The 18,372-nt window shown below is 47.7% G+C and carries 13 protein-coding genes, 4 tRNA genes and 2 pseudogenes; 6 read left to right on the top strand and 13 right to left on the bottom strand.

What is annotated here, in order from left to right; all coding sequences use genetic code 11:
- Window positions 1-52: 52 nt before the first annotated feature.
- A complete protein-coding gene (locus tag C2M24_RS16040; RefSeq protein ID WP_158683778.1) occupies window positions 53-211 on the top strand; it encodes a hypothetical protein in 159 nt (52 codons plus the stop codon).
- A gap of 284 nt (window positions 212-495) precedes the next feature.
- On the top strand, window positions 496-1,029 hold the full coding sequence (locus C2M24_RS14350) for a KilA-N domain-containing protein (RefSeq protein ID WP_105215759.1): 534 nt from the start codon (window positions 496-498) through the stop codon (window positions 1,027-1,029).
- Between the two features lie 6 nt (window positions 1,030-1,035).
- On the opposite strand, the gene C2M24_RS14355 is transcribed toward C2M24_RS14350, so the two are convergent.
- The 5 genes from C2M24_RS14355 to C2M24_RS14375 form a co-directional block, all read right to left on the bottom strand.
- Window positions 1,036-1,239 (bottom strand): hypothetical protein, encoded by a 204-nt coding sequence (locus C2M24_RS14355; protein WP_105215761.1) that lies wholly within the window; start codon window positions 1,237-1,239, stop codon window positions 1,036-1,038.
- A 72-nt stretch (window positions 1,240-1,311) separates the two neighbouring features.
- The gene (locus tag C2M24_RS14360; RefSeq protein ID WP_158683779.1) at window positions 1,312-2,124 is read right to left on the bottom strand and encodes a DUF2971 domain-containing protein; all 813 of its coding nucleotides are present in this window, start codon (window positions 2,122-2,124) and stop codon (window positions 1,312-1,314) included.
- Between the two features lie 22 nt (window positions 2,125-2,146).
- The gene (locus C2M24_RS14365) at window positions 2,147-2,851 is read right to left on the bottom strand and encodes a hypothetical protein (protein WP_105215765.1); all 705 of its coding nucleotides are present in this window, start codon (window positions 2,849-2,851) and stop codon (window positions 2,147-2,149) included.
- Window positions 2,852-2,853: 2 nt separating this feature from the next.
- Window positions 2,854-3,894 (bottom strand): helix-turn-helix domain-containing protein, encoded by a 1,041-nt coding sequence (locus C2M24_RS14370; RefSeq protein ID WP_105215767.1) that lies wholly within the window; start codon window positions 3,892-3,894, stop codon window positions 2,854-2,856.
- Between the two features lie 326 nt (window positions 3,895-4,220).
- A complete protein-coding gene (locus tag C2M24_RS14375; RefSeq protein ID WP_105215769.1) occupies window positions 4,221-5,888 on the bottom strand; it encodes a recombinase family protein in 1,668 nt (555 codons plus the stop codon).
- A 70-nt stretch (window positions 5,889-5,958) separates the two neighbouring features.
- On the opposite strand from C2M24_RS14375, the pseudogene C2M24_RS14380 reads away from it, so the two are divergent.
- A pseudogene (locus tag C2M24_RS14380) lies at window positions 5,959-6,204 on the top strand (endonuclease III); the annotation flags it as partial.
- 41 nt (window positions 6,205-6,245) lie between these two features.
- On the opposite strand, the gene C2M24_RS14385 reads toward C2M24_RS14380, so the two are convergent.
- On the bottom strand, window positions 6,246-7,073 hold the full coding sequence (locus tag C2M24_RS14385) for a MipA/OmpV family protein (RefSeq protein WP_105215771.1): 828 nt from the start codon (window positions 7,071-7,073) through the stop codon (window positions 6,246-6,248).
- 200 nt (window positions 7,074-7,273) lie between these two features.
- Between C2M24_RS14385 and C2M24_RS14390 the strand changes: the two are divergent.
- A pseudogene (locus C2M24_RS14390) lies at window positions 7,274-7,518 on the top strand (endonuclease III); the annotation flags it as partial.
- Between the two features lie 43 nt (window positions 7,519-7,561).
- On the opposite strand, the gene C2M24_RS16360 reads toward C2M24_RS14390, so the two are convergent.
- Genes C2M24_RS16360 through C2M24_RS14405 form a run of 3 tightly spaced genes read right to left on the bottom strand, consistent with a single transcriptional unit; the run spans window position 7,562 to window position 11,282 of the window.
- Entirely contained in the window at window positions 7,562-7,723 is a 162-nt protein-coding gene (locus C2M24_RS16360) for a LuxR C-terminal-related transcriptional regulator (protein ID WP_199775726.1), read from the bottom strand.
- Window positions 7,669-8,208, bottom strand: coding sequence for a response regulator (locus C2M24_RS14400; RefSeq protein WP_105215775.1), 540 nt, complete (start codon window positions 8,206-8,208; stop codon window positions 7,669-7,671). Before C2M24_RS14400 ends, C2M24_RS16360 begins: the two co-directional genes overlap by 55 nt.
- Window positions 8,205-11,282 carry a ligand-binding sensor domain-containing protein gene (locus C2M24_RS14405; RefSeq protein ID WP_158683780.1) on the bottom strand — a complete coding sequence of 1,026 codons (3,078 nt, stop codon included), beginning with the start codon at window positions 11,280-11,282 and terminating at the stop codon, window positions 8,205-8,207. Before C2M24_RS14405 ends, C2M24_RS14400 begins: the two co-directional genes overlap by 4 nt.
- A 193-nt stretch (window positions 11,283-11,475) precedes the next feature.
- Between C2M24_RS14405 and C2M24_RS16315 the strand changes: the two genes are divergently transcribed.
- Together C2M24_RS16315 and gloA are read left to right on the top strand one after the other, a co-directional pair.
- On the top strand, window positions 11,476-16,809 hold the full coding sequence (locus C2M24_RS16315) for a S8 family serine peptidase (RefSeq protein WP_158683781.1): 5,334 nt from the start codon (window positions 11,476-11,478) through the stop codon (window positions 16,807-16,809).
- 213 nt (window positions 16,810-17,022) lie between these two features.
- Window positions 17,023-17,421: a lactoylglutathione lyase gene (gloA, locus tag C2M24_RS14415; RefSeq protein ID WP_105190388.1), complete on the top strand. Its 399-nt coding sequence runs from the start codon at window positions 17,023-17,025 to the stop codon at window positions 17,419-17,421.
- 445 nt (window positions 17,422-17,866) lie between these two features.
- Here the strand turns inward: gloA and C2M24_RS14420 are convergent.
- The 4 genes from C2M24_RS14420 to C2M24_RS14435 form a co-directional block, all read right to left on the bottom strand.
- Window positions 17,867-17,942: transfer RNA gene (locus C2M24_RS14420), tRNA-Glu, on the bottom strand.
- Window positions 17,943-17,994: 52 nt separating this feature from the next.
- Window positions 17,995-18,070 (bottom strand) — tRNA-Glu (locus tag C2M24_RS14425).
- Window positions 18,071-18,185: 115 nt separating this feature from the next.
- Window positions 18,186-18,261 (bottom strand) — tRNA-Ala (locus C2M24_RS14430).
- 28 nt (window positions 18,262-18,289) lie between these two features.
- A tRNA-Glu gene (locus C2M24_RS14435) sits at window positions 18,290-18,365 on the bottom strand.
- Window positions 18,366-18,372: the final 7 nt, after the last annotated feature.

The following is an 18,372-nucleotide window of genomic DNA, read 5'->3' on the forward strand; positions in this document are numbered from 1 at the left end:
GATGGTACCGTCATTAATGACGGTACCAAAATCAAACCAAGGAAACATAAGCATGGAAAACAAACCTAAATTTGAACGCTGGGCCTTGCAGCAATTCGGTAGCCAGATACAAAGCCGCTTAGCAGGCTTTGATATCGAAGACGGTTACCACGACGAGCTAATCAACGCCATGTGGATTGGCTTTAATGCCGGGCTACTACTGGCCGACTAGCATGATATTGACAATACCCCTAGCTGAGCCCATACTAACCGCGTACCAGCAAAATCTGGTGCCGGGTTTGGCGACCTGAATATTCCAAGAGGACACTACACGCCTCTAAATTTATGCGTGTTTTTTAGTGTCCGCACACCTGTGCGCATACATTATGGTGGCACGGGTGGGGAGACCTTCGGGTCTGCCGGTCCCTTGGAACCGGTTCGCCAACCCTGCTCGTGTCATCACCATCTGTTTGGCGACCTTGGTGATGATTTAAACCATTGTCCAAGGAGTCAACCATGACTAATTTATCCATATTATCCAAACAGATCCGCCTCAAGGGTGATCTCTATTCACTAAACGACCTTCATAGAGCCAGTGGTGGAAGCCCTAACCATAGGCCAAGTAAGTTTATTAGAACGTCACAAACCAATGACCTGATTAATGAAATAGAGCTAAGCCCAAATATGGGCTTAGCCCATAAAGTATACAAAGGTGGCGTGAATGCGGGAACCTGGGTATGCAAAGAACTGGTTTATGCCTATGCCATGTGGATCAGCCCTAAGTTTCACCTGCAGGTGATCCGCGCTTTTGATGAGCAGCAACGAAGCGACGCGCAGCTGCCCGCCCCACTCGACTATCAACGCATCTTGCTCACCATTGAAAATGGACAAACCACACGCACGCAAGCGCTGGGGCCAGACGACATGGTGACCTCGTTCGACAAGCTGCCCAACATACTAAAAGAAAGCTTTACAATACAGCCGTACCAATTGGTAGCCATCGCGCGCGCCGCCAACGAACGGCTAAGCCGCATGATACTTAAACACTAACGTAACCTAAAAACGTGCGCACCGGGTGAATAAGTAATGCATTTCACCCATCTTGCGCACGAACTTGGCATGCAGCTTGGATTCAATGTACTTAATGTCGCCTGGGGTGATTAGTTCTCGCGACACAACATCAATGGCCTGCTCGCACCGAGTAGCCAAAGGCGTAAGTGAGCCTTTGCCGGGACCGCGCTTGAAGTAGGAATACTGCATACTCGACCTCCTTGTCTTGTTTACAGTGTAAGTATTGACTATTGGTTACCTAAAGCAAGAGTAATTTAAGTGCTATTTACCCCACTCATGGTCAATAATTGGAGAGCAGTTCTTATAATTAAGTTTATACATAGGACTACCAAAACCCCGTCTATCTGGTATTTCTAACACCCTCCTTCTATCTCTTAAATTAGCATTGGGACCAAACACCAACCCTGCGAGACATTTGTCAATATTCAGAAAAATACCTTCTTTATCTGAAGTTACGACCAAACGGTACTCTTTCTCATAGCCCCACTCAGGTGACTTGTTAAAAAACATAGACTTATGGTTTTCGGCGATGTGCCAATCTACGTATTCTTTCAAACCTATATTTTCAATCATATCCATGTTCATTTGTGCCCACGGTAATGTTGTCTGTTTGTTGGCAGGTATGGCCCTATATTCAATCTCTCCATGATAGCTTTTAGAAGGAAATTGTTCTTCAAACGCTTTTAATAGAATGCTTTTATTAAAGACAAGACACACGCCCTCGCCCTTACTAGCATAATGATGCCACAATGGTGAATTTACAAATCCACGCCCGCTGTAGTTTAAAAGCTCCTCTGAGTCTTTTTGCTGCTCAGAAACAAAACATGCCACTTTTAGCCGTCTTTTAAACTCCGGCCAAATCGTATTTTGCAATTGGCTAAACGTTTCGGTATGCCTGTCCGCATCACGGCGACATGGCTGAAGGATAAAGTCTTTATACTCTTTAGGATCATTTACCTTAGAAAAGCTGGATAGCAAAAGTTGGCGTTTTGGTAGGATATGGTCAACTAAGGTATCTACACTGGTGTAGTGGAATAAATACTCATTTTGACTATCTCTTGGAAATTCAAACACAATAATCCTCTTAATCTTATTGTTAACGAACTTTTCTAGCCAACTCAACCAATTTAAAAGAAGCACTATTTGGTTTAAGCAAGCCAACTGTACTCGTCCTAGACCAACCACCACTCATACTTGTTGAGGATATAACCTGAAGCATTTTGAGCCTTTCCAGCATTCCTTCATGTTTTGGATAGTCTTGATTTTCTGCCTTTATCGCATTTATTTCATAGAAATCAAATAAACGTACTGAGTTTCTTTTAAGGCTTTCGTGTAACTTGGCCTGATCACCTCCTGCTTCTTTTATCATTTTCTCAGGGATAGGGATCGCTTTAAGGTTATCAATTATTGTCACTAACAACTCAAGCTCTTCGTCGTTCATCTCCTTGAGGGCCTTGGAGATAATTCGCTCGATATGTGTTAACGGCTGATTTGTCTTAACTTTTATTCCAAGAATTACCCCCAGCACTCTACAACACCAGCTCGACTCAGATTGCAAGGCGCAATTGACCATTGAAAAGATCACCTCTTGCCCTACTTCACTTTCAGAATATTGATCTAATTTGTGTTTTAGCGCCCCTATATCCTCGCCTCTATGTAATTGTTGTGCGCAATTTTCAAAGAGAGTCCTTATTCTCTTCTCATACCTACTATCCCAAATAGCTTTTAAAACTTTCACTGGACCTAACTCTTGGACCAGATCCGTGCCTATATCGAGTACCCTATCAACTTTTTTGGTCATAATTATCCTGATTTCTTTCTAGTAGGCACACCGAGCATCCTCATCATCTCATTCTTTACACCGCGTATTTCATGCGCTGGTAAAGAATTGGGAGCCTGATGAATAATGCTATAGCCTTTTTCACTGTGTCCATAATAGCTTTCATAGGCATTAGATGTGTAGTTATCCATTAGCGTGATATCGGCCTTGTGTAATTCGTTGAACAGGGCAATAAATTCCTGTTGCTCATTCCTTTGCTGTTCACGTTCTTTGGCAAAATAGCCGGCTTTTTCTTCATAGTCGGCTTCACTGTCATCAATTAAGCCATAATATTGAGGGCTAAAGGTGTAGTGGGTAGACACACTAAGCATCAAAGCTGCCACCTGAGTTTTGGAATTGCCGCGCTTCAGTAACTGTTCTTTTATCTCCAATACATTTTTAAAAGCGCGCATAACCCCCTGATGCACATCCGAAAGCTTTATTGGCGTGATAATTAAGTCAGGATCAATTTTTTCAAAATACCGCTCGGCTGCATCAAAGTTTAAATCGATGAACACAAAGTCATAGTTTTGCGCAATAGTGTTTATGTCATCGGGCCCCTGTTGAAAGCGTTCGAGGAACGCGAACACCCCTTCTCCGCCCGAACTGGGGTACTCTTCAACGACTTTAACACGAGGAAACGGTAAGTTTTCATCAGCTGCATGTTGCTCAAAAATGGAAGCACCATGTCTACCCGTAACAATGAGTACATCGAAACCTTCCTGAATTAACAGCGTGCATATGTCTATTGTGAGGAGCGTGTGACCATATCCACCCAGGCCACCGTAAAAACTAACTATTTTTCCTAGAGTGCCGCGCTTATTGGGTGGATAAGGTAAGCCGTGTTTTAGACAAAAGAGCTCGAGCTTAGGAGCGTTTATATCAAGAGCACTTTCAGCAGACTTTGATGCTTCATAGCGTTGCCATAGGCGCCGAGCTATATACACACTGTCTGCGGCCTGTTGAGTTGATAGCCCGAGTTTTTCTCTGAGCGCTTTTAACTGTTCTGGGGGAATTAATTCCATTTTTTTGGCGTCCTTTTGTTACTAGGTGGTCAAAATGCGACACACACGACGCGTCTTGTACCATGAGACGCTTATTTTTTCACTTTTTAAGGCAAAAAAATTCGCCTATCGTTAGCGCAATGGAACACAACAGGAATTAACTATGAGCTCTAAACAGCTACTCGACCTAAGAAATGAACTTGATAAAAACGCCCATCAGGCAGAAGCGGCACTTATCGCCTTATGTGTGGACGATCACTTTGCCAATTTAGACCAAGACGCGTTGGCTGGCATGTTATGGCTAGCTGCTGAACGAGTTGAGAAACTCAGGCAAGATCTACAAAGGATTAACCAAGTGTTACCCCTTGCGCCAGCTCGCCCGTGTACTTGTGCACCCTTAGCAAGCGCTTAGTACCATTGTGGAACTCCAGCATCAGCTCAACGTATTCATTGGTACTCTCCCCCAAGAGCTGCTCGAACACGGTGGCCAGGCCACCCTGTTGCTGGGTTTGCGTTACATCCATCTGCAGTGTGATGCTTTTAAAAGTATCTTTAACTAGCTGGCGAATGGCCAGTCGTTCATCGCCTGACAGGGTGCTGAGGTTTTTGGTCAGGGCCAGCCAACGTTGAGTCACTTCATCTCGGTGCGTGTTATCTAGTTTGGCCATGGAGTTGCGATTGGCCTGCAACTGCTCTTTTAGTTGTGCCTCTTCACTCTCCAGCGCCTTAATTTTATTGGCAATGGCCTGGGGCGGCTCACCTGTTAAGATAAGCAGCGTTTGGGTAAGCGACTCGATATCTTCGTTAATTTTATCTAACCGGGCCCGTAGCCCTGACTCGGTGGCATGCAAGGCTTCGCGGTTGCCGGAGTTGAGCAATATACGCTGCAGGTTTACCGAGTCTTGGCAGAAGGTGACTACGGCCGACTCAATTACATCCACCTGTACCGTCGCGCTCATGCTGCAGTTATTGCGCCGGCGGGCCTCTACACAGCCATAGCGCTTATGGCTACTTGTAACATCTTGCAGGGACTTTTTACGGTAAATGACGTGCGAACCTACCGACTTACCGCAGCTGCCACATTTGAATACATCGATGCCAGATAGAATGCCAACAAACTTTTGTGAGTGTTTAATGGCACCGCGGTTGCCGGAGTCGGCGATCAGCTGTTCAAACTCTAGGTTGCCGATTAATGCCGGGTAGTATCCTTCCAGGACATACTCGGTCTCACCCACTTTGACATTAAGCTCGCCCAGCAAAGAACGGCGCTTTACTTCTTTATACACATTGGCGCCAGTATGATGCACAGTACCCGGGCCAAACTCAGTATTTAGGGTTTCAGCAATTTTAAGCCCGCCAAGGCCTTGCCTAAAGAGGTCTATTTTACGCAGCATGATAGCTTTGTGGCGCGGCTCAAATTCAAAGTGTTGCTTTTCATCATTCCAAACAACCCATTTCGGCGGCTTACCGCATTTAACCCGGATGCCTCTTTTACCGGCCAGCCAGTCTTCACATTGTTTTGTTAAGGCCGAACGAACCCGAGTGGACTTGGTTTCACTTTCTTCATGCGCGCGGATCAACACAAGGATGATATACACCAGGTCCATGGGGTTAGACTTGATGGTTTCTTTGTTGTATTCCTTGCGATCGACCGCGGTGATCACCGTGATATCGGCGTTAATAATCTGTGCGATAATGCCCTGGCTTTCCAATGGCGCGGCGCGGGAAATACGGTCAAGGCTTTCAATAACCAGAATGGAACCCTTTGGTACCTTGCCCTGTTCCACCGCAGCCAAAAACACCCCAAGTGCACCACGGGTAATATTGGCTTTGTGATAGGCACTTAAACCCTGATCGCGCATAGTGAGCGAGTCGTCCAATTCCAACCCCTTCTCTTTGGCCACCTCTTTGGCAAAGCTAAGCTGTCGACTAAGGGAGTGACCCTTGGCCTGTTCAATTGTAGAAAAGCGAATATAGCTGTAGAGTAGGGGTTTTCCGGCTGCCGCAAGCGTCATTGTTAGGATCCACTGTTGTTGTCAGCAACAGTGTAAATGAATAGAATGTGTGCATCTACTTTAATTATACTTTGGCTGGCCAACCATAGCCGTCGATACCCATATTTTCCGCGTCTCTAATCGCACTAAATTTGCCATGGGCAAAGACGTGGTAGCGGTTGAGCAAAAGCTAGAAAAAGTGGTGCCCAAAGAGTTTAAGGTCGATGTGCACCACTGGCTTATTCTCCATGGCCGTTACACTTGTGTGGCGCGTAAACCGCGCTGTGGCAGCTGTATTATCGAAGACCTATGTGAATTTAAGGATAAGACCGAGTGACCATAGGCTGCTTTTAGTGATACGTCCCAAGCTTGAGCTAGCTAGAAGGTGTAAATGACACTTAGACCTACCTCAGCTTCATAATTATTGCGAGCGATTGGGCTATCTCTAACTTCACTACTATAGTATTCAAAAAGTGCTTCACCATATATCTGCCAGTGCTTATTGATATTATGTCGGTAATTATAATCAACACCAACCGAACGTATTCCTCCGCTTAGGTTGGTTTCTGCCAGGCCTGATGCAGCCGATTGTTTTGCATCTATACCAAAACCTTTGTTAGCGTAATCGCTGTCATGAACAACTACAACCAAATTAATCTCTGAACCCGTGCCATCAACTTGCTCCCCAAAGCGGCGACCCACGCCAAATAAACCTAAACTTCCCTCATCACTTGCCACCACACGGCCTACTAACCAATATCGCCAGTCGGAGGTGAATGAGCGGCGGGCTTGAAACACTAGTTCAAAGCTTTCATCTTGGTCACCAAGACCGTCAAGTCTACCATCATCCGAGTCACCTTCTTCTCGTCCTTCATCAAAACCAACCGAGGCATCTAGCAGCCAGTTTTCAGCAACAAGACTTCGCCAACCAAGTGCTTCTCCTGCAAAGTAATATATGTGGTTACCGTCTCGCCACTGCACAGCACCAGCAGGTTGGATTTCAAATCCAAATTCGTCTGACCCTTCGTACGCAGACTCATATTCAACACCTAACCCAAGTCCTAACGCCCACCCATCTTCCCCTCGGGTAAAATCATCTACCGAGGGTAAAGGCACTAAAGCGGGTTTGTTGTCTTGTGCTATTGCTGTATTTAAGAGGGGCAGTTGTATTAGCAAGGCCAAAAGTAAGCTTTTAATATTTTTCATTTGGTTACCCTGTATAAGTGTTGGTAGATATACTTAGTAACCTTAATTTACGCGTGGGCTTAGTGAAAGGTTCACATATTCTCGTTTTATGTTTTAAAGTTATACCGACCTATTATCACAGACTAAACTTACCTTTCGCTATTGGCACAGAACAGCTATCGATAGTTAAACATACTTTTACATCTACCCTTTTTATCCTTTTTTGCTGGCCGACCATAGCCATGGAAACCCATATCTTTGCGTTTCAAACCGTACCAAGTTCGCCATGGGCAAAGACGTGGTGGCGGTTGAGCAAAAGCTAGAAAAACTGGTGCCCAAAGAGTTTAAGGCCGATATGCACCACTGGCTTATTCTCCATGGCCGTTACACCTGTGTGACGCGTAAACCGCACTGTGGCAGCGGTATTATTGAAGATTTGTGCGAGTTTAAGGATAAGACGGAATAGCTGAATAAAGAGCGCAGCAGCGGCAATCGCCAGACCCTTTTCACTAATCCAGCTCGGTTAGACCTAAACTGATCGCCGCTTTAATCAAGCCGGCAAGATCATGAATGCCTAGCCTGTTCATAATTGAGCTGCGGTGAGCCTCAACGGTTTTTAAACTGACATTGAGTTCGCTGGCGATGTACTTGGACGAGTGCCCTTCCGCCACCAGCTGCAATACCTGCCTTTGCCGCGGTGTAAGCAGCTCTTTTGCTCCGCATCCATGTACTCTAAAACATCGTCCACGGCCTGGGCACAAATGCCTTTTGATAAATAGCGCTCATGCTTCATCACCGTATTTATGGCCACCAGCAACTCTTCAAAGGCAGAGTCTTTCAACACATAGCCGTTGGCCCCGTTAAGCCAGGCTCGGGCAACATACTTTGGCCAGTGATGCATGGAGAGCATGATTACTTTGCCCTTGAATCCTGCCTTTCGCGCACTGGCGACCACATCCAACCCATTCATCGTTGGCAAGGTTACATCCAGCAGGGCTAATGCCGGTTGCTGTTCGAGGATCAACGCCAGCGCGCCATCGCCGGACCCAGTTTCCATCACAGGAACATCTGGGAATTGTTGTTGAATCAAGCTCTTTAAACCCGAGCGCACCAATTCATGATCATCCGCCATGACCAGGCTTTCTATCGCTGTCATTGTAATGGGATCCTTGCTTTGATTTTGCAGCCTTGGTGACGCCCTGCGTTAATAATTAAATCGCCCTTAACCTGGTATAAGCGCTCGCGCATCCCCAGTAAGCCAAGATGCTTGCCGCTGCGAATGCATTGCTCAATGTCTTTTAGCTCAATGCCGACGCCATTATCGGCCACCGTCAGCACCAGGTGCTCTCGCACCCGTGTCGCACTCACCTCTATGGTACTGGCATTGGCGTGCTTCAAGGCATTATTCACCGCCTCTTGAATCACCCTGAAGGCCAGCTCACCATGGTGGTTAATGCTTGACTCCAGATCAGGCTGTAAATACACACAGAGCCGTGTGTTGGTTCGCTTTTGTAGCTCTATAAAGTATCTGTCCAAGGCCGCAAACAGCCCTAATTCATCAAGCATGGGGGGTCGCAGGGACTGGGTTAAGTCACGGGTTTGGCTGATAATTTTATCAAGCAAGGACACGCTGCCCGCGACTTGAGCACATAAGTCGGGGCTTTGCTGTTGCAAGTTAAGCATTTGCAGACCGAGTTTGCACGCCGTCAGGTTTTGCCCTATTTCATCATGCAACTCCCGGGATATGTGCCGTCTTTCTTGCTCCTTTGCCTGCTGCTTTAACGCTTGCAAACGCAATAAATCCTGATTGCGCTGATGCAATCTTTGGGTGCGCATTTTGTGCCACCACCACATGGTTACAAGCGCCCCACAGACTAGGATTACAACGAACCAGGGTGTTTGCCACCAGTGTGGGTTTACCTTCACAAGCAGGGGCTTGCTGTACTGCCATCGGCCGGTGAAGTCCCGGCTACGAACCTGGATTTGATAACTTCCCGCAGACAAATGATGCAGCAAGAATTGCTGGGTTGCACCAATGGCTTGCCAGGCTTCATGGGCACTGAGTCGATACTCATATTCTTTCGTGCCTACGCCATAATCCAACAAGGCAAAATCGAGTTCGATTATGCTTCTTGGGCCCACCGACAAAGAACTATCTGTGGTGAACTTCAACGTCTTGTCTTCTTGCTTCACCTTTGCATTTAAAAGCAGCGAATGTTCAACGTCTGCAGGCATTTTTGTATGCTTGTTAATTCGTATCACGCCCTCGAGCCCACCGAAAAAAAGCGCATCCTCGTTTTGAGCGCTGGCGTGGGCATTAAACTGGGGGGTGCCTACCAACTCATCGATTGGATAATTGACAACATCATCACGACGTGGGTTTAGCCGTGAAAGTCCCTTGGCGGTGGCAAGCCAAACACTGCCATCACTGTCTTCCTCAACGGCTAAAATAATGTTTGAGTTTAAGCCCTGCTCCTCGGTGACCTTGTGTAGGCTGGTACTTGAGCTCGTATTGGTTAGCTCAAAAACTCCCCCACCACGTGTTGCAAACATGATGTTGCCATTACTCAACTTAGCGATTGCTGTTACATTAAAATGTGATGCACTGCCACTGAGCGAGTCCAGGTGTTCACATTTTAGCGGTTTGATCTCACAGCGACTGAGGCCATTGGAACGGGTACCCACCCAGAGATAGCGCCCATCTCTTTGCAGCGTCGTGACATAGTCGCCGCTGAGTCCCGAGTTAGGCATTTCATGCTCGTTGAAGCCTATCAAGAGCTGAGATTTTCCCGACCAAAGCATCAAGCCTAAACCACCACTGCCAAACCAGACATCGCCCTTGTCGTCTATGTGTAAGGCGTTCACATAGCCAATCTCTGTATGGCGATAGCGAGCAATTTTCAGCAACTGCTCGGTATTCAAATCGATAGCCCATAACCCGACCGTGGTGCCCAAATAAAGCCTATTTCGCTCGGTATCAAAATCGACGGCCAGGATGCCAACCTTGGTTATCTCTGGGTATTGCTCTCGTAGACGCTGGAACCGAGAGGCGGATATCCCTTGAACACTTCCTTGGTCCATTCTCACCAATGACTCATCGCCTTGGGTTACCATCAAGCCAGCACCAAAGCTACCGAATATAGGGTCTCCATTGTCAACAATATCCACACTGGTGATATTGGTCAGATCGCCCATCACATCCGTGCGCAATAGCCGTGCATCAAGGTCGCTATAGTTAATTCGTGAGCTATACAGGCCCTTACTTAAAGTGGCTATAAACAGCTGAGATTCGTATAGGGCCAAACTGTAAATGGGCACCGCGGGCGTCTGCAGACGGGAGCCCAACTCGCTCGGATTAGCGGCGCTCAGTGAAGCCGTTTGAATATCATAGACGAAGACACCGTCATTGAGTGTGGAGACAAAGACTTTACTCTCATCTAACGCCAAGTCGGTCACGGTTCCAAGCTCTTGTCCTGGTTCAGACGACAGGGTCACCGGCTCTAGTTGCTTATTGACGTAGTGATAGCGATACAAGCCGGTACGAGTAGCGAATAGGAACAGCTCTGACGACAATTGTCTGACTGCAAACACCCCATCACTGTTTTTAAATGTGGTGTAACGACTCAACCAGATTTGTTCAAAGTTATCCTGCTCGGGGTTATAGACAGACACCCCTCCGCCTAAGGTCGCGACCCATACCCTTTGGCTATCATCGACAAATAATGAATAACCGTAATTAGCGGAAACACTCTGAGGATCAGTTGCTTTATGAAAATACCGCGTAAACGTACCACTTTGAATATCAAAAAGATTTAGGCCGTTTTGTGTGCTCACCCAGGCGCGGTCCTTGCCAACAAAGGCGACATCATAGACGGAGTCATTGGACAAAGAATTCAGCGAAGATGTTTGCCTAAAGCGCTGCACCGAGCCCGTTTTTGGGTCAAAGATATTGAGCCCACCCGAGTTAGTGGCTATCCATATATTGTCCGACATATCAACGGTCAATGAGCGTATATCATCGTCGGACAAGCCATCCTCAGAAGAAATATGCTGCAGGCGACTACCATCATAACGATACAGCCCCTCACGAGAGGCCAACCACATCACTCCTTGGCTATCGAATTCAATATCGATTATTGAACCCAGATCAATGCCAACATGATGAAAACTTAGACTCGCAAAAGCACTTTGAACACTCAGTGCAATGACAAAAAATGCAACAAACTTCAATATTTTTTCTACAAATAAAACAATCGAGAAACAATACCTCGCCCATGGATTCAGGGTCAAGAGGCTAAATTCGGTACATTTCATACTAGGGTTTCCCCTAATACCCTCCTGAAAACCAAGTTGTTATAACCCTTATAAGTGAATGCTTATTCACCACCAACTAGAACAATCCTCTAATCAACAGGATGGAAATATGAAACGTCATAACAAGGTTTTTGCTAAAACAGCTTTAGCTACCTTAACGGCAATGTATGTAGCGAGCCTTGGTGCTACTACCTTGCCTTCAGCGCCAAATTCGGCATTAAAAGTAGATAAAATCGAATTTAACTCTCAAGCCATTGCAGCTCGTATGGAAGCGCAAAAGGCCAATATTGAAGAGCCATCACTGCTTCAGGGCAATGGTCGTAATGTGATGATTCGGCCACCACAAAAATTTGTTGCTGGGCCTGAGGATGCCCCGTCGCATACTTATTTAATTCGCCTTCGCGATACGCCGGCAGCCTTGCATAAAGAGCTTCAGCAAGACGGCTCACAAACCGCTTTATTCGCTGCCAATACGCTTGGCGCCCGCCAGCAAAACCCACTGGCTAAGCCTGAAGTAGCGAACTACATTGACTCGTTGAAACAAAAACAAACAAGTTTCGTTTCAAGCGTTAAGCGCCAAACCGGTATCAATATCGCGGTCGAGCATAGTTTTCAAATTGCTATCAATGGTATTGCCTCACACTTAAGCACCGCCGATGCAGAGCGCCTTTCGAAGCTGCCAGAAGTTGCCAGTGTACGCGCCGTACAAACCTATGATCTGCTGACAGATACCAGCCACGGACGCATTGGCACAAAAGAAGCATGGGCGAACACTCAGTATGGCTCGAGTACGGGCCTAAAGGGTGAAGGCATGCTCGTTGGCGTGGTTGATACGGGTATTAATCCAGAACACCCTATGTTCCAAGCCACGGGCGATGACGGCTATACCGTAATGAACCCACTGGGCAGCGGCAACTACCTTCACGATTGTAAAATCGACGGCTATGAAGACCTGTGTAATGACAAACTTATCGGTATTTGGTCACACCCAGATATTACCTCGGCGTACAGCGACCCTGAAGCTGGGCCTTACGGTGAAACTCGTCCTGAAGTGGGCTTGGACTTCAATGGCCATGGTTCCCACACCGCAAGTACCGCAGCGGGGAATATTGTCTATAACGTAAAACATAAATTGCCTGCTCTAGCTGCTACCTCACAGGGAATTGAGACAGGTATTACGTTGGACCAGGTATCCGGTGTGGCCCCTCATGCCAACATTATTTCATACCAGGCCTGTTTACCCGGTCAGGTCGGTGCCTTGGATAAATACATCGGCTGTCCAACCGTCCCCCTGGTTGCCGCAATTGAACAAGCGATCATCGATGGCGTAGACGTTATCAACTACTCGATCTCCGGTGGTTGGGATCCCCACAACGACGACGTGGAGCTGGCCTTCTTAGCCGCTCATGAAGCGGGCATAAACGTGTCGGCCTCTGCCGGTAACGCCGGAACCTATGGCTCCGTGCAACACGTCTCTCCTTGGGTACTCTCCGTAGGCTCAACACAAACGGGCCGTTCGTTTTCCATCGCCCAATCATCTCGCGCTATCAACCTAGAGGGAGGCATTACTCCTCCTCGCAGCTGGCGTACAGATATCTACGGGACATTCTTAAGTGACATTACGGGCCCTGTGGTACTGGCCTCGGATTATGGCAACGAATTCTGTGAACAGCCCTTTACCAACACCTTTACCAATGGTGAAATCGTGTTCTGCGCCCGCTCAGATAGCAGCAGTGAAAATGGCGCCCTAGCGGACAAAGTAAAACATGCTAAAGACGCAGGTGCTGCGGCTGTAGTTGTTTACAACACTGAGTCATCGAACGCCAACATGCACTATACCTTGGAAACCGACATTCCACTTGGCATGACACCTCTAAGCAACGCTAACGAATTTGTCGCCTGGTTGAGCGAAGGCACGGATCATCGCTTAACGATCCCTAAATCAAATAACACCATTAAGCATAACGAAAACATGGTCGATGCCATGTCTATGTTCAGCTCTATCGGTCATGCTGCGGTGCCCCAATACCGTGAAGCTACGGCGCCGGGTATTGCCGCTCCGGGTTCGGATATCCTTGCCGCAGACACCACAGATCAACCGTTTACTTATGGTGCTCAGGTTGCGATTGGCTCAATTGGACCGGCAGATTACGGCGTTAAAAGTGGTACTTCAATGGCCAGCCCGCATATTGCTGGGGCTATGACGCTAGTGCGTCAAGCACATCCCGAGTGGTCCCCTTCAGAGGTGATGTCAGCCATTCAGCTCACCGCCAACGATGATGTAAAAAATGCGTTGGGCCGCTATGACAACATTCACCCTTGGTTCCATGGCTCGGGTATTGCGCAAGTTGATAAAGCAATCAATGCCGGCCTCATCATGCACGTGCCGGTTGAGCACTATCAGCTTACGAACCCATATGGCGGTGGTAACTTAGGTGCATTAAACACCCCTAATATGGTGGACGAACGCTGTTTCTATCGCTGTAACTGGATCCGAGAAGTCACGGCAACGGTCGATGGCACCTGGGATGTCAGCACGATTACCGATGAATACAGCGTCCATGTCGATGTTGAACCTAAGCAATTTACCCTGAAAAAAGGTGAGACGCAGCGCTTGTCGATCACGGGCAGCTGGCAAAATGCTCAAAGTATTACCGACAGTGCCCGTGGTGCCACGGTATTTGGTAAGGTGCAGTTAATTGCTCAAGACCCTGCCGTGCCCGTGTCGCAAATGAATGTGGAAATGTCTCTGGACAGTGGCAAGCTGCCTGAGATCGTTGAATTTACTTCACACACGGATGCACCCACCTTCCGTTTGGATAACCAGCCACTAGGTAAAGCCACGGCGCCACAGGTGACTGTGTATGAGCCGGTGCAAGCGAATATCGAAGAGCTATTGCTTAAAGAGCTGCCAAATGGCAATGGCTCTGAAATGTTCCAAGCAAAACAGGATACGTCCAGTGAAACGCTGCACGTTTCTTGGGTGGATGTACCCGAAGACGCGGTGCGCTTTATCGCCGAGCATGTCAGCTCTGGCTCGGCAACGGTTGAAGACGAGCGTAACGCAGACAAAGGTAATATCAGTATTTACGTGGGTATCGACGCTAATGGCGACAACCAGGTTCAATACGACGATGAAGTTATCTGTAAGTCTACGGTTAAAAACACCGAAGTGACCGAGTTCTGTAATATTCCTTACCCGGAAGCAGGAAAATACTGGGTAGTTTGGGAAGAAAACAACCAGAATCGCTACTACTGGCAAGGCAAAGAAGATGCCTGGTTCCCGCACAAGGTAGCAACTGCCGTGGTGCTTGGTAACAAGGCTGAGAATGCCGAAGGCTCGGTCAGTGCCGAGACTGACTCTGACGTACTGTCAGATATTACCGTTAAATTTAACGACTTTGAGCAGCAAACGGGTGAGCGCCATTACGGTGCCATTGAGCTGGGCTCAGACAGCCAAAACCCGGATAACCTTGGTTTAGTATCGATCAACGTTAATCGCGGTGATGATGTGGTCAGCTTCCATAGCGATAAAGCGCGGGCTATTGCCGGTGATAAAATCGCCTTCGAACTGGATGTGTTGCCGAATGTTTCTGGCGGCGACCGCACCTTCAACATCAGTGCTGAGTTGCCAGAGGGCTTGACCCTGGATGATGTGTATCTATCAAACAATGGCTTCATCACTGGCGAAGTAGCGATTGAGGGCAATAGCTTTGTGGTCTCTGGCGTGCAAAACAACAGCCAAGGCCGCAAGTCCATGTACCATATCACCGACTCCATTACCGATCAGTCATGTAAGACGCCGGTAGGAAACGGTGGCTATATCGACCTGCTCTCTTACGGTATTCAACCTGAGCCCAGCGCCCCGGTTATTCCATTGGACGGCGCATGGCAAATCCCCTTCTCGACACTCTTTACCGATAAAGAAAAAGACGAGCAATTTGCGCTGTTTCACAACTATGAGTTTGGTAATGCGTCAGATAGCCTCTACATTCACCCAACCGGTGCAATCGACTTTGATGGCGCAGTCACATTGAGCTACCGCTTTGCCGCTGACAACTTTAACAGTCCGGCGCAATTGATGGGGGCATTCTGGTATAACCGCTTCCACCCTGTGATGGCTAAAGAAATGGCGTGGGGCGCACCTTACCAAGTGAACGATGCTGAGGGTAACGCCCTGCCCGAAAGTGAGGTCGCAGGTATTACGGTTACTCGACTTGTCGACCCAGGAACGGGCTCAGGTACGCACGTAGTCGTTGAATGGGACAACCTGCAACATATGCAAGGTAAAAATGGCTGTGATTACTTCAGTTGCGGTCTTGATTTTGAGTATGAACCACTCGAAGGCAATGATATGCGAGTGGATGCCCAGGCAATTATTGCCCGTGGCTACGACCACTCCCCAGGTGCCTATGAGGTTATTTACGCCTATGACAACCTGCACTTTGAAGATTGGAACGGTAACGGCACGGGTATCCAAGCCGGTCTAGGTGTGATGGAATTTGCTTCTGCAGGTATTCGTGGCTTCCGCGGTCCAATGGACCAGCGTTCGCCCTTCTATGGTTGGACAAACCAGAGTATCGTTCCTTGGGATGACAACTATGGCTTACTTGATGAATATCTTAAAGACGACATGGTTGTGTGCCTTGATTACGATGGCCCGGAAGTGACCGCGTTCAAAGTACACATAGTTGCCAGCTCAAATGCAAACTCAATTGGTCAAGACTTTGATGTAACAGTGAATGCTGACATCGAAGGTGAACCTATGATGGCAATGAGCAAAACGATTAGTTTCCCATCGAATATCACTTTGTTCTCTATCGACGATGTAACGACGATGGAAGAGCAAACGGTGAGCGGTATTCGTGTCGACTATATGGATAATGACAATGTGTCTAACACCATTTCCGTTAGCGGTGAAGGCTTTACAGCCACAGTAAATGGCCACCAAAGCGGTTCAACCATAGATATTACCCCTAATCCGGATTTCAGTGGTGAAACGCAAGTAACGGTGAAAGTGAGCGATAACAACTACCCAACGGATGCTATGAGCACTACATTTATGCTCAATGTTGAGGCCGTCAATGACGCGCCGACGGCACAGGCAAGTGCAAACAGCACGCAAGTTGTTGAAGGTGCGAGCATCACCTTGTCCGCTGACGCAGCAGATGTGGACGGTGATGAATTGTCTTACCTGTGGGAAGGTCCTGGCTCGATTGCAGACCAAACTGCAGCCACTACCTCGGTAAGTGGTTTGAGCGCAGGCACTCATACCTTCACTGTTACCGTTTCCGATGGTATGGAAGAGGTAACCTCAAGCGTTAATGTGACGGTGACCGCGCAAAGCACGGTTGAAGAGACAGAGAAAAAGAGCTCAAGTGGTTCATTTGCTTGGCTCATGCTACTGCTTCCTTTTGCTTGGCTGCGCCGTCAAAAGGCCTAACATCATAAGCCCGACACTAGGTTAGTGTTAACCCATGCCGCTCCATTAGTGAGCGGCATTTTTGTATTTACAGCACCGCTTTGTTGTCCAATTGGCGGTTGTAGCCCCAGGGGTTTAACGTTAAAGTAGCCCGGTTATAATGCTGTGTGCTATCGGGTGTTTTTGCCGATAAGCCCATGGCGTCTTTCCATATATACAATGTAAGGTGGCATCATGCGCTTATTACACACCATGTTACGCGTGGGCAATTTAGAACGTTCAATTGAGTTTTACACGCAAGTTTTAGGGATGAAGGAGCTGCGCCGAGCAGACAATGAAGAATACCGCTATACCTTGGCCTTTGTAGGCTATGGTGAAGAGAAAGATCATACCGTGCTTGAACTGACTTATAACTGGGATCAGGATAGCTACGAGCTGGGCACGGCCTATGGCCATATCGCCATCGAGTATGATGATATATACAAGGCGTGCGACGATATTCGCGCTGCAGGTGGAGTAATTAGCCGTGAGCCGGGCCCGGTAAAAGGCGGCACCACTGAAATCGCTTTTGTGAAGGACCCAGATGGCTATGCCATCGAGCTTATTCAGAAAAAAGAATACACCAGCTTTTAACTGTAAAACGGCGGCTAACTACTTTAGGTTGCGCCGCCGCTATTAACAACCACTTGCCTAACAAGGTCAGCAAGGCCTGACACTCGATAATTATGTTTAACCCGATCTATCTGCACCAAAGCGCCTGGCTGTAAGGATATCGGCTGCAATCACCCAAGATTTGATAAGACGCGCTCAGAGATGCGCTATCCAGCTTTAAAGTCGTGACTAAATCCAGGTAGAACTTGCCTTCGCCTTCTTTTAGAGATTTAGCGTTATTGGGATAGTGATTTAAAAGCCAAGATCTTTGTCAAGACATGGCAAAGCCGAAACGCAACTGTGCTAAAAAAAGTTAACTGAAGTTATTGAGCAGGAAAGGAGTGTATCGATTGTATCTATAAATATCAGAGCTGAACGCTGATGATTTTAAAAAGTTGGATATAACCGGATAAGAACAAGAAGAAAGTGGCGTCCCCTAGGGGATTCGAACCCCTGTTACCGCCGTGAAAGGGCGGTGTCCTAGGCCTCTAGACGAAGGGGACACAAAGTGTGTCACTAGGACTGGTTATTTAAACTCTTACCATGCGAGTAAAGTGGCGTCCCCTAGGGGATTCGAACCCCTGTTACCGCCGTGAAAGGGCGGTGTCCTAGGCCTCTAGACGAAGGGGACACAAAATGTGTCACTAGGACTGGTTATTTAAACTCTTACCATGCGAGTTATCGAACACACCTAAACATGAATATATTCAGCCTAAAATAGGATGATGTGCGTCGAACAAAGGATTTGGTGGAGCTAGGCGGGATCGAACCGCCGACCTCTTGCATGCCATGCAAGCGCTCTCCCAGCTGAGCTATAGCCCCAAAACCTGATACTGACAAATCAGTAAAGTGGCGTCCCCTAGGGGATTCGAACCCCTGTTACCGCCGTGAAAGGGCGGTGTCCTAGGCCTCTAGACGAAGGGGACACAAAGT

It is taken from the genome of Pseudoalteromonas sp. T1lg22 (genome assembly GCF_002964645.1).
GTDB lineage: Bacteria > Pseudomonadota > Gammaproteobacteria > Enterobacterales > Alteromonadaceae > Pseudoalteromonas.

What these genes read in the sequence shown, in the direction of transcription:
- C2M24_RS16040 (WP_158683778.1), top strand. Translation starts at nt 53, where the DNA reads ATGGAAAACAAACCTAAATTTGAACGCTGGGCCTTGCAGCAATTCGGT.
- C2M24_RS14350 (WP_105215759.1), top strand. Translation starts at nt 496, where the DNA reads ATGACTAATTTATCCATATTATCCAAACAGATCCGCCTCAAGGGTGAT.
- C2M24_RS14355 (WP_105215761.1), bottom strand. Translation starts at nt 1,239, where the DNA reads ATGCAGTATTCCTACTTCAAGCGCGGTCCCGGCAAAGGCTCACTTACG.
- C2M24_RS14365 (WP_105215765.1), bottom strand. Translation starts at nt 2,851, where the DNA reads ATGACCAAAAAAGTTGATAGGGTACTCGATATAGGCACGGATCTGGTC.
- C2M24_RS14370 (WP_105215767.1), bottom strand. Translation starts at nt 3,894, where the DNA reads ATGGAATTAATTCCCCCAGAACAGTTAAAAGCGCTCAGAGAAAAACTC.
- C2M24_RS14375 (WP_105215769.1), bottom strand. Translation starts at nt 5,888, where the DNA reads ATGACGCTTGCGGCAGCCGGAAAACCCCTACTCTACAGCTATATTCGC.
- C2M24_RS14385 (WP_105215771.1), bottom strand. Translation starts at nt 7,073, where the DNA reads ATGAAAAATATTAAAAGCTTACTTTTGGCCTTGCTAATACAACTGCCC.
- C2M24_RS14400 (WP_105215775.1), bottom strand. Translation starts at nt 8,208, where the DNA reads ATGACAGCGATAGAAAGCCTGGTCATGGCGGATGATCATGAATTGGTG.
- C2M24_RS16315 (WP_158683781.1), top strand. Translation starts at nt 11,476, where the DNA reads ATGAAACGTCATAACAAGGTTTTTGCTAAAACAGCTTTAGCTACCTTA.
- gloA (WP_105190388.1), top strand. Translation starts at nt 17,023, where the DNA reads ATGCGCTTATTACACACCATGTTACGCGTGGGCAATTTAGAACGTTCA.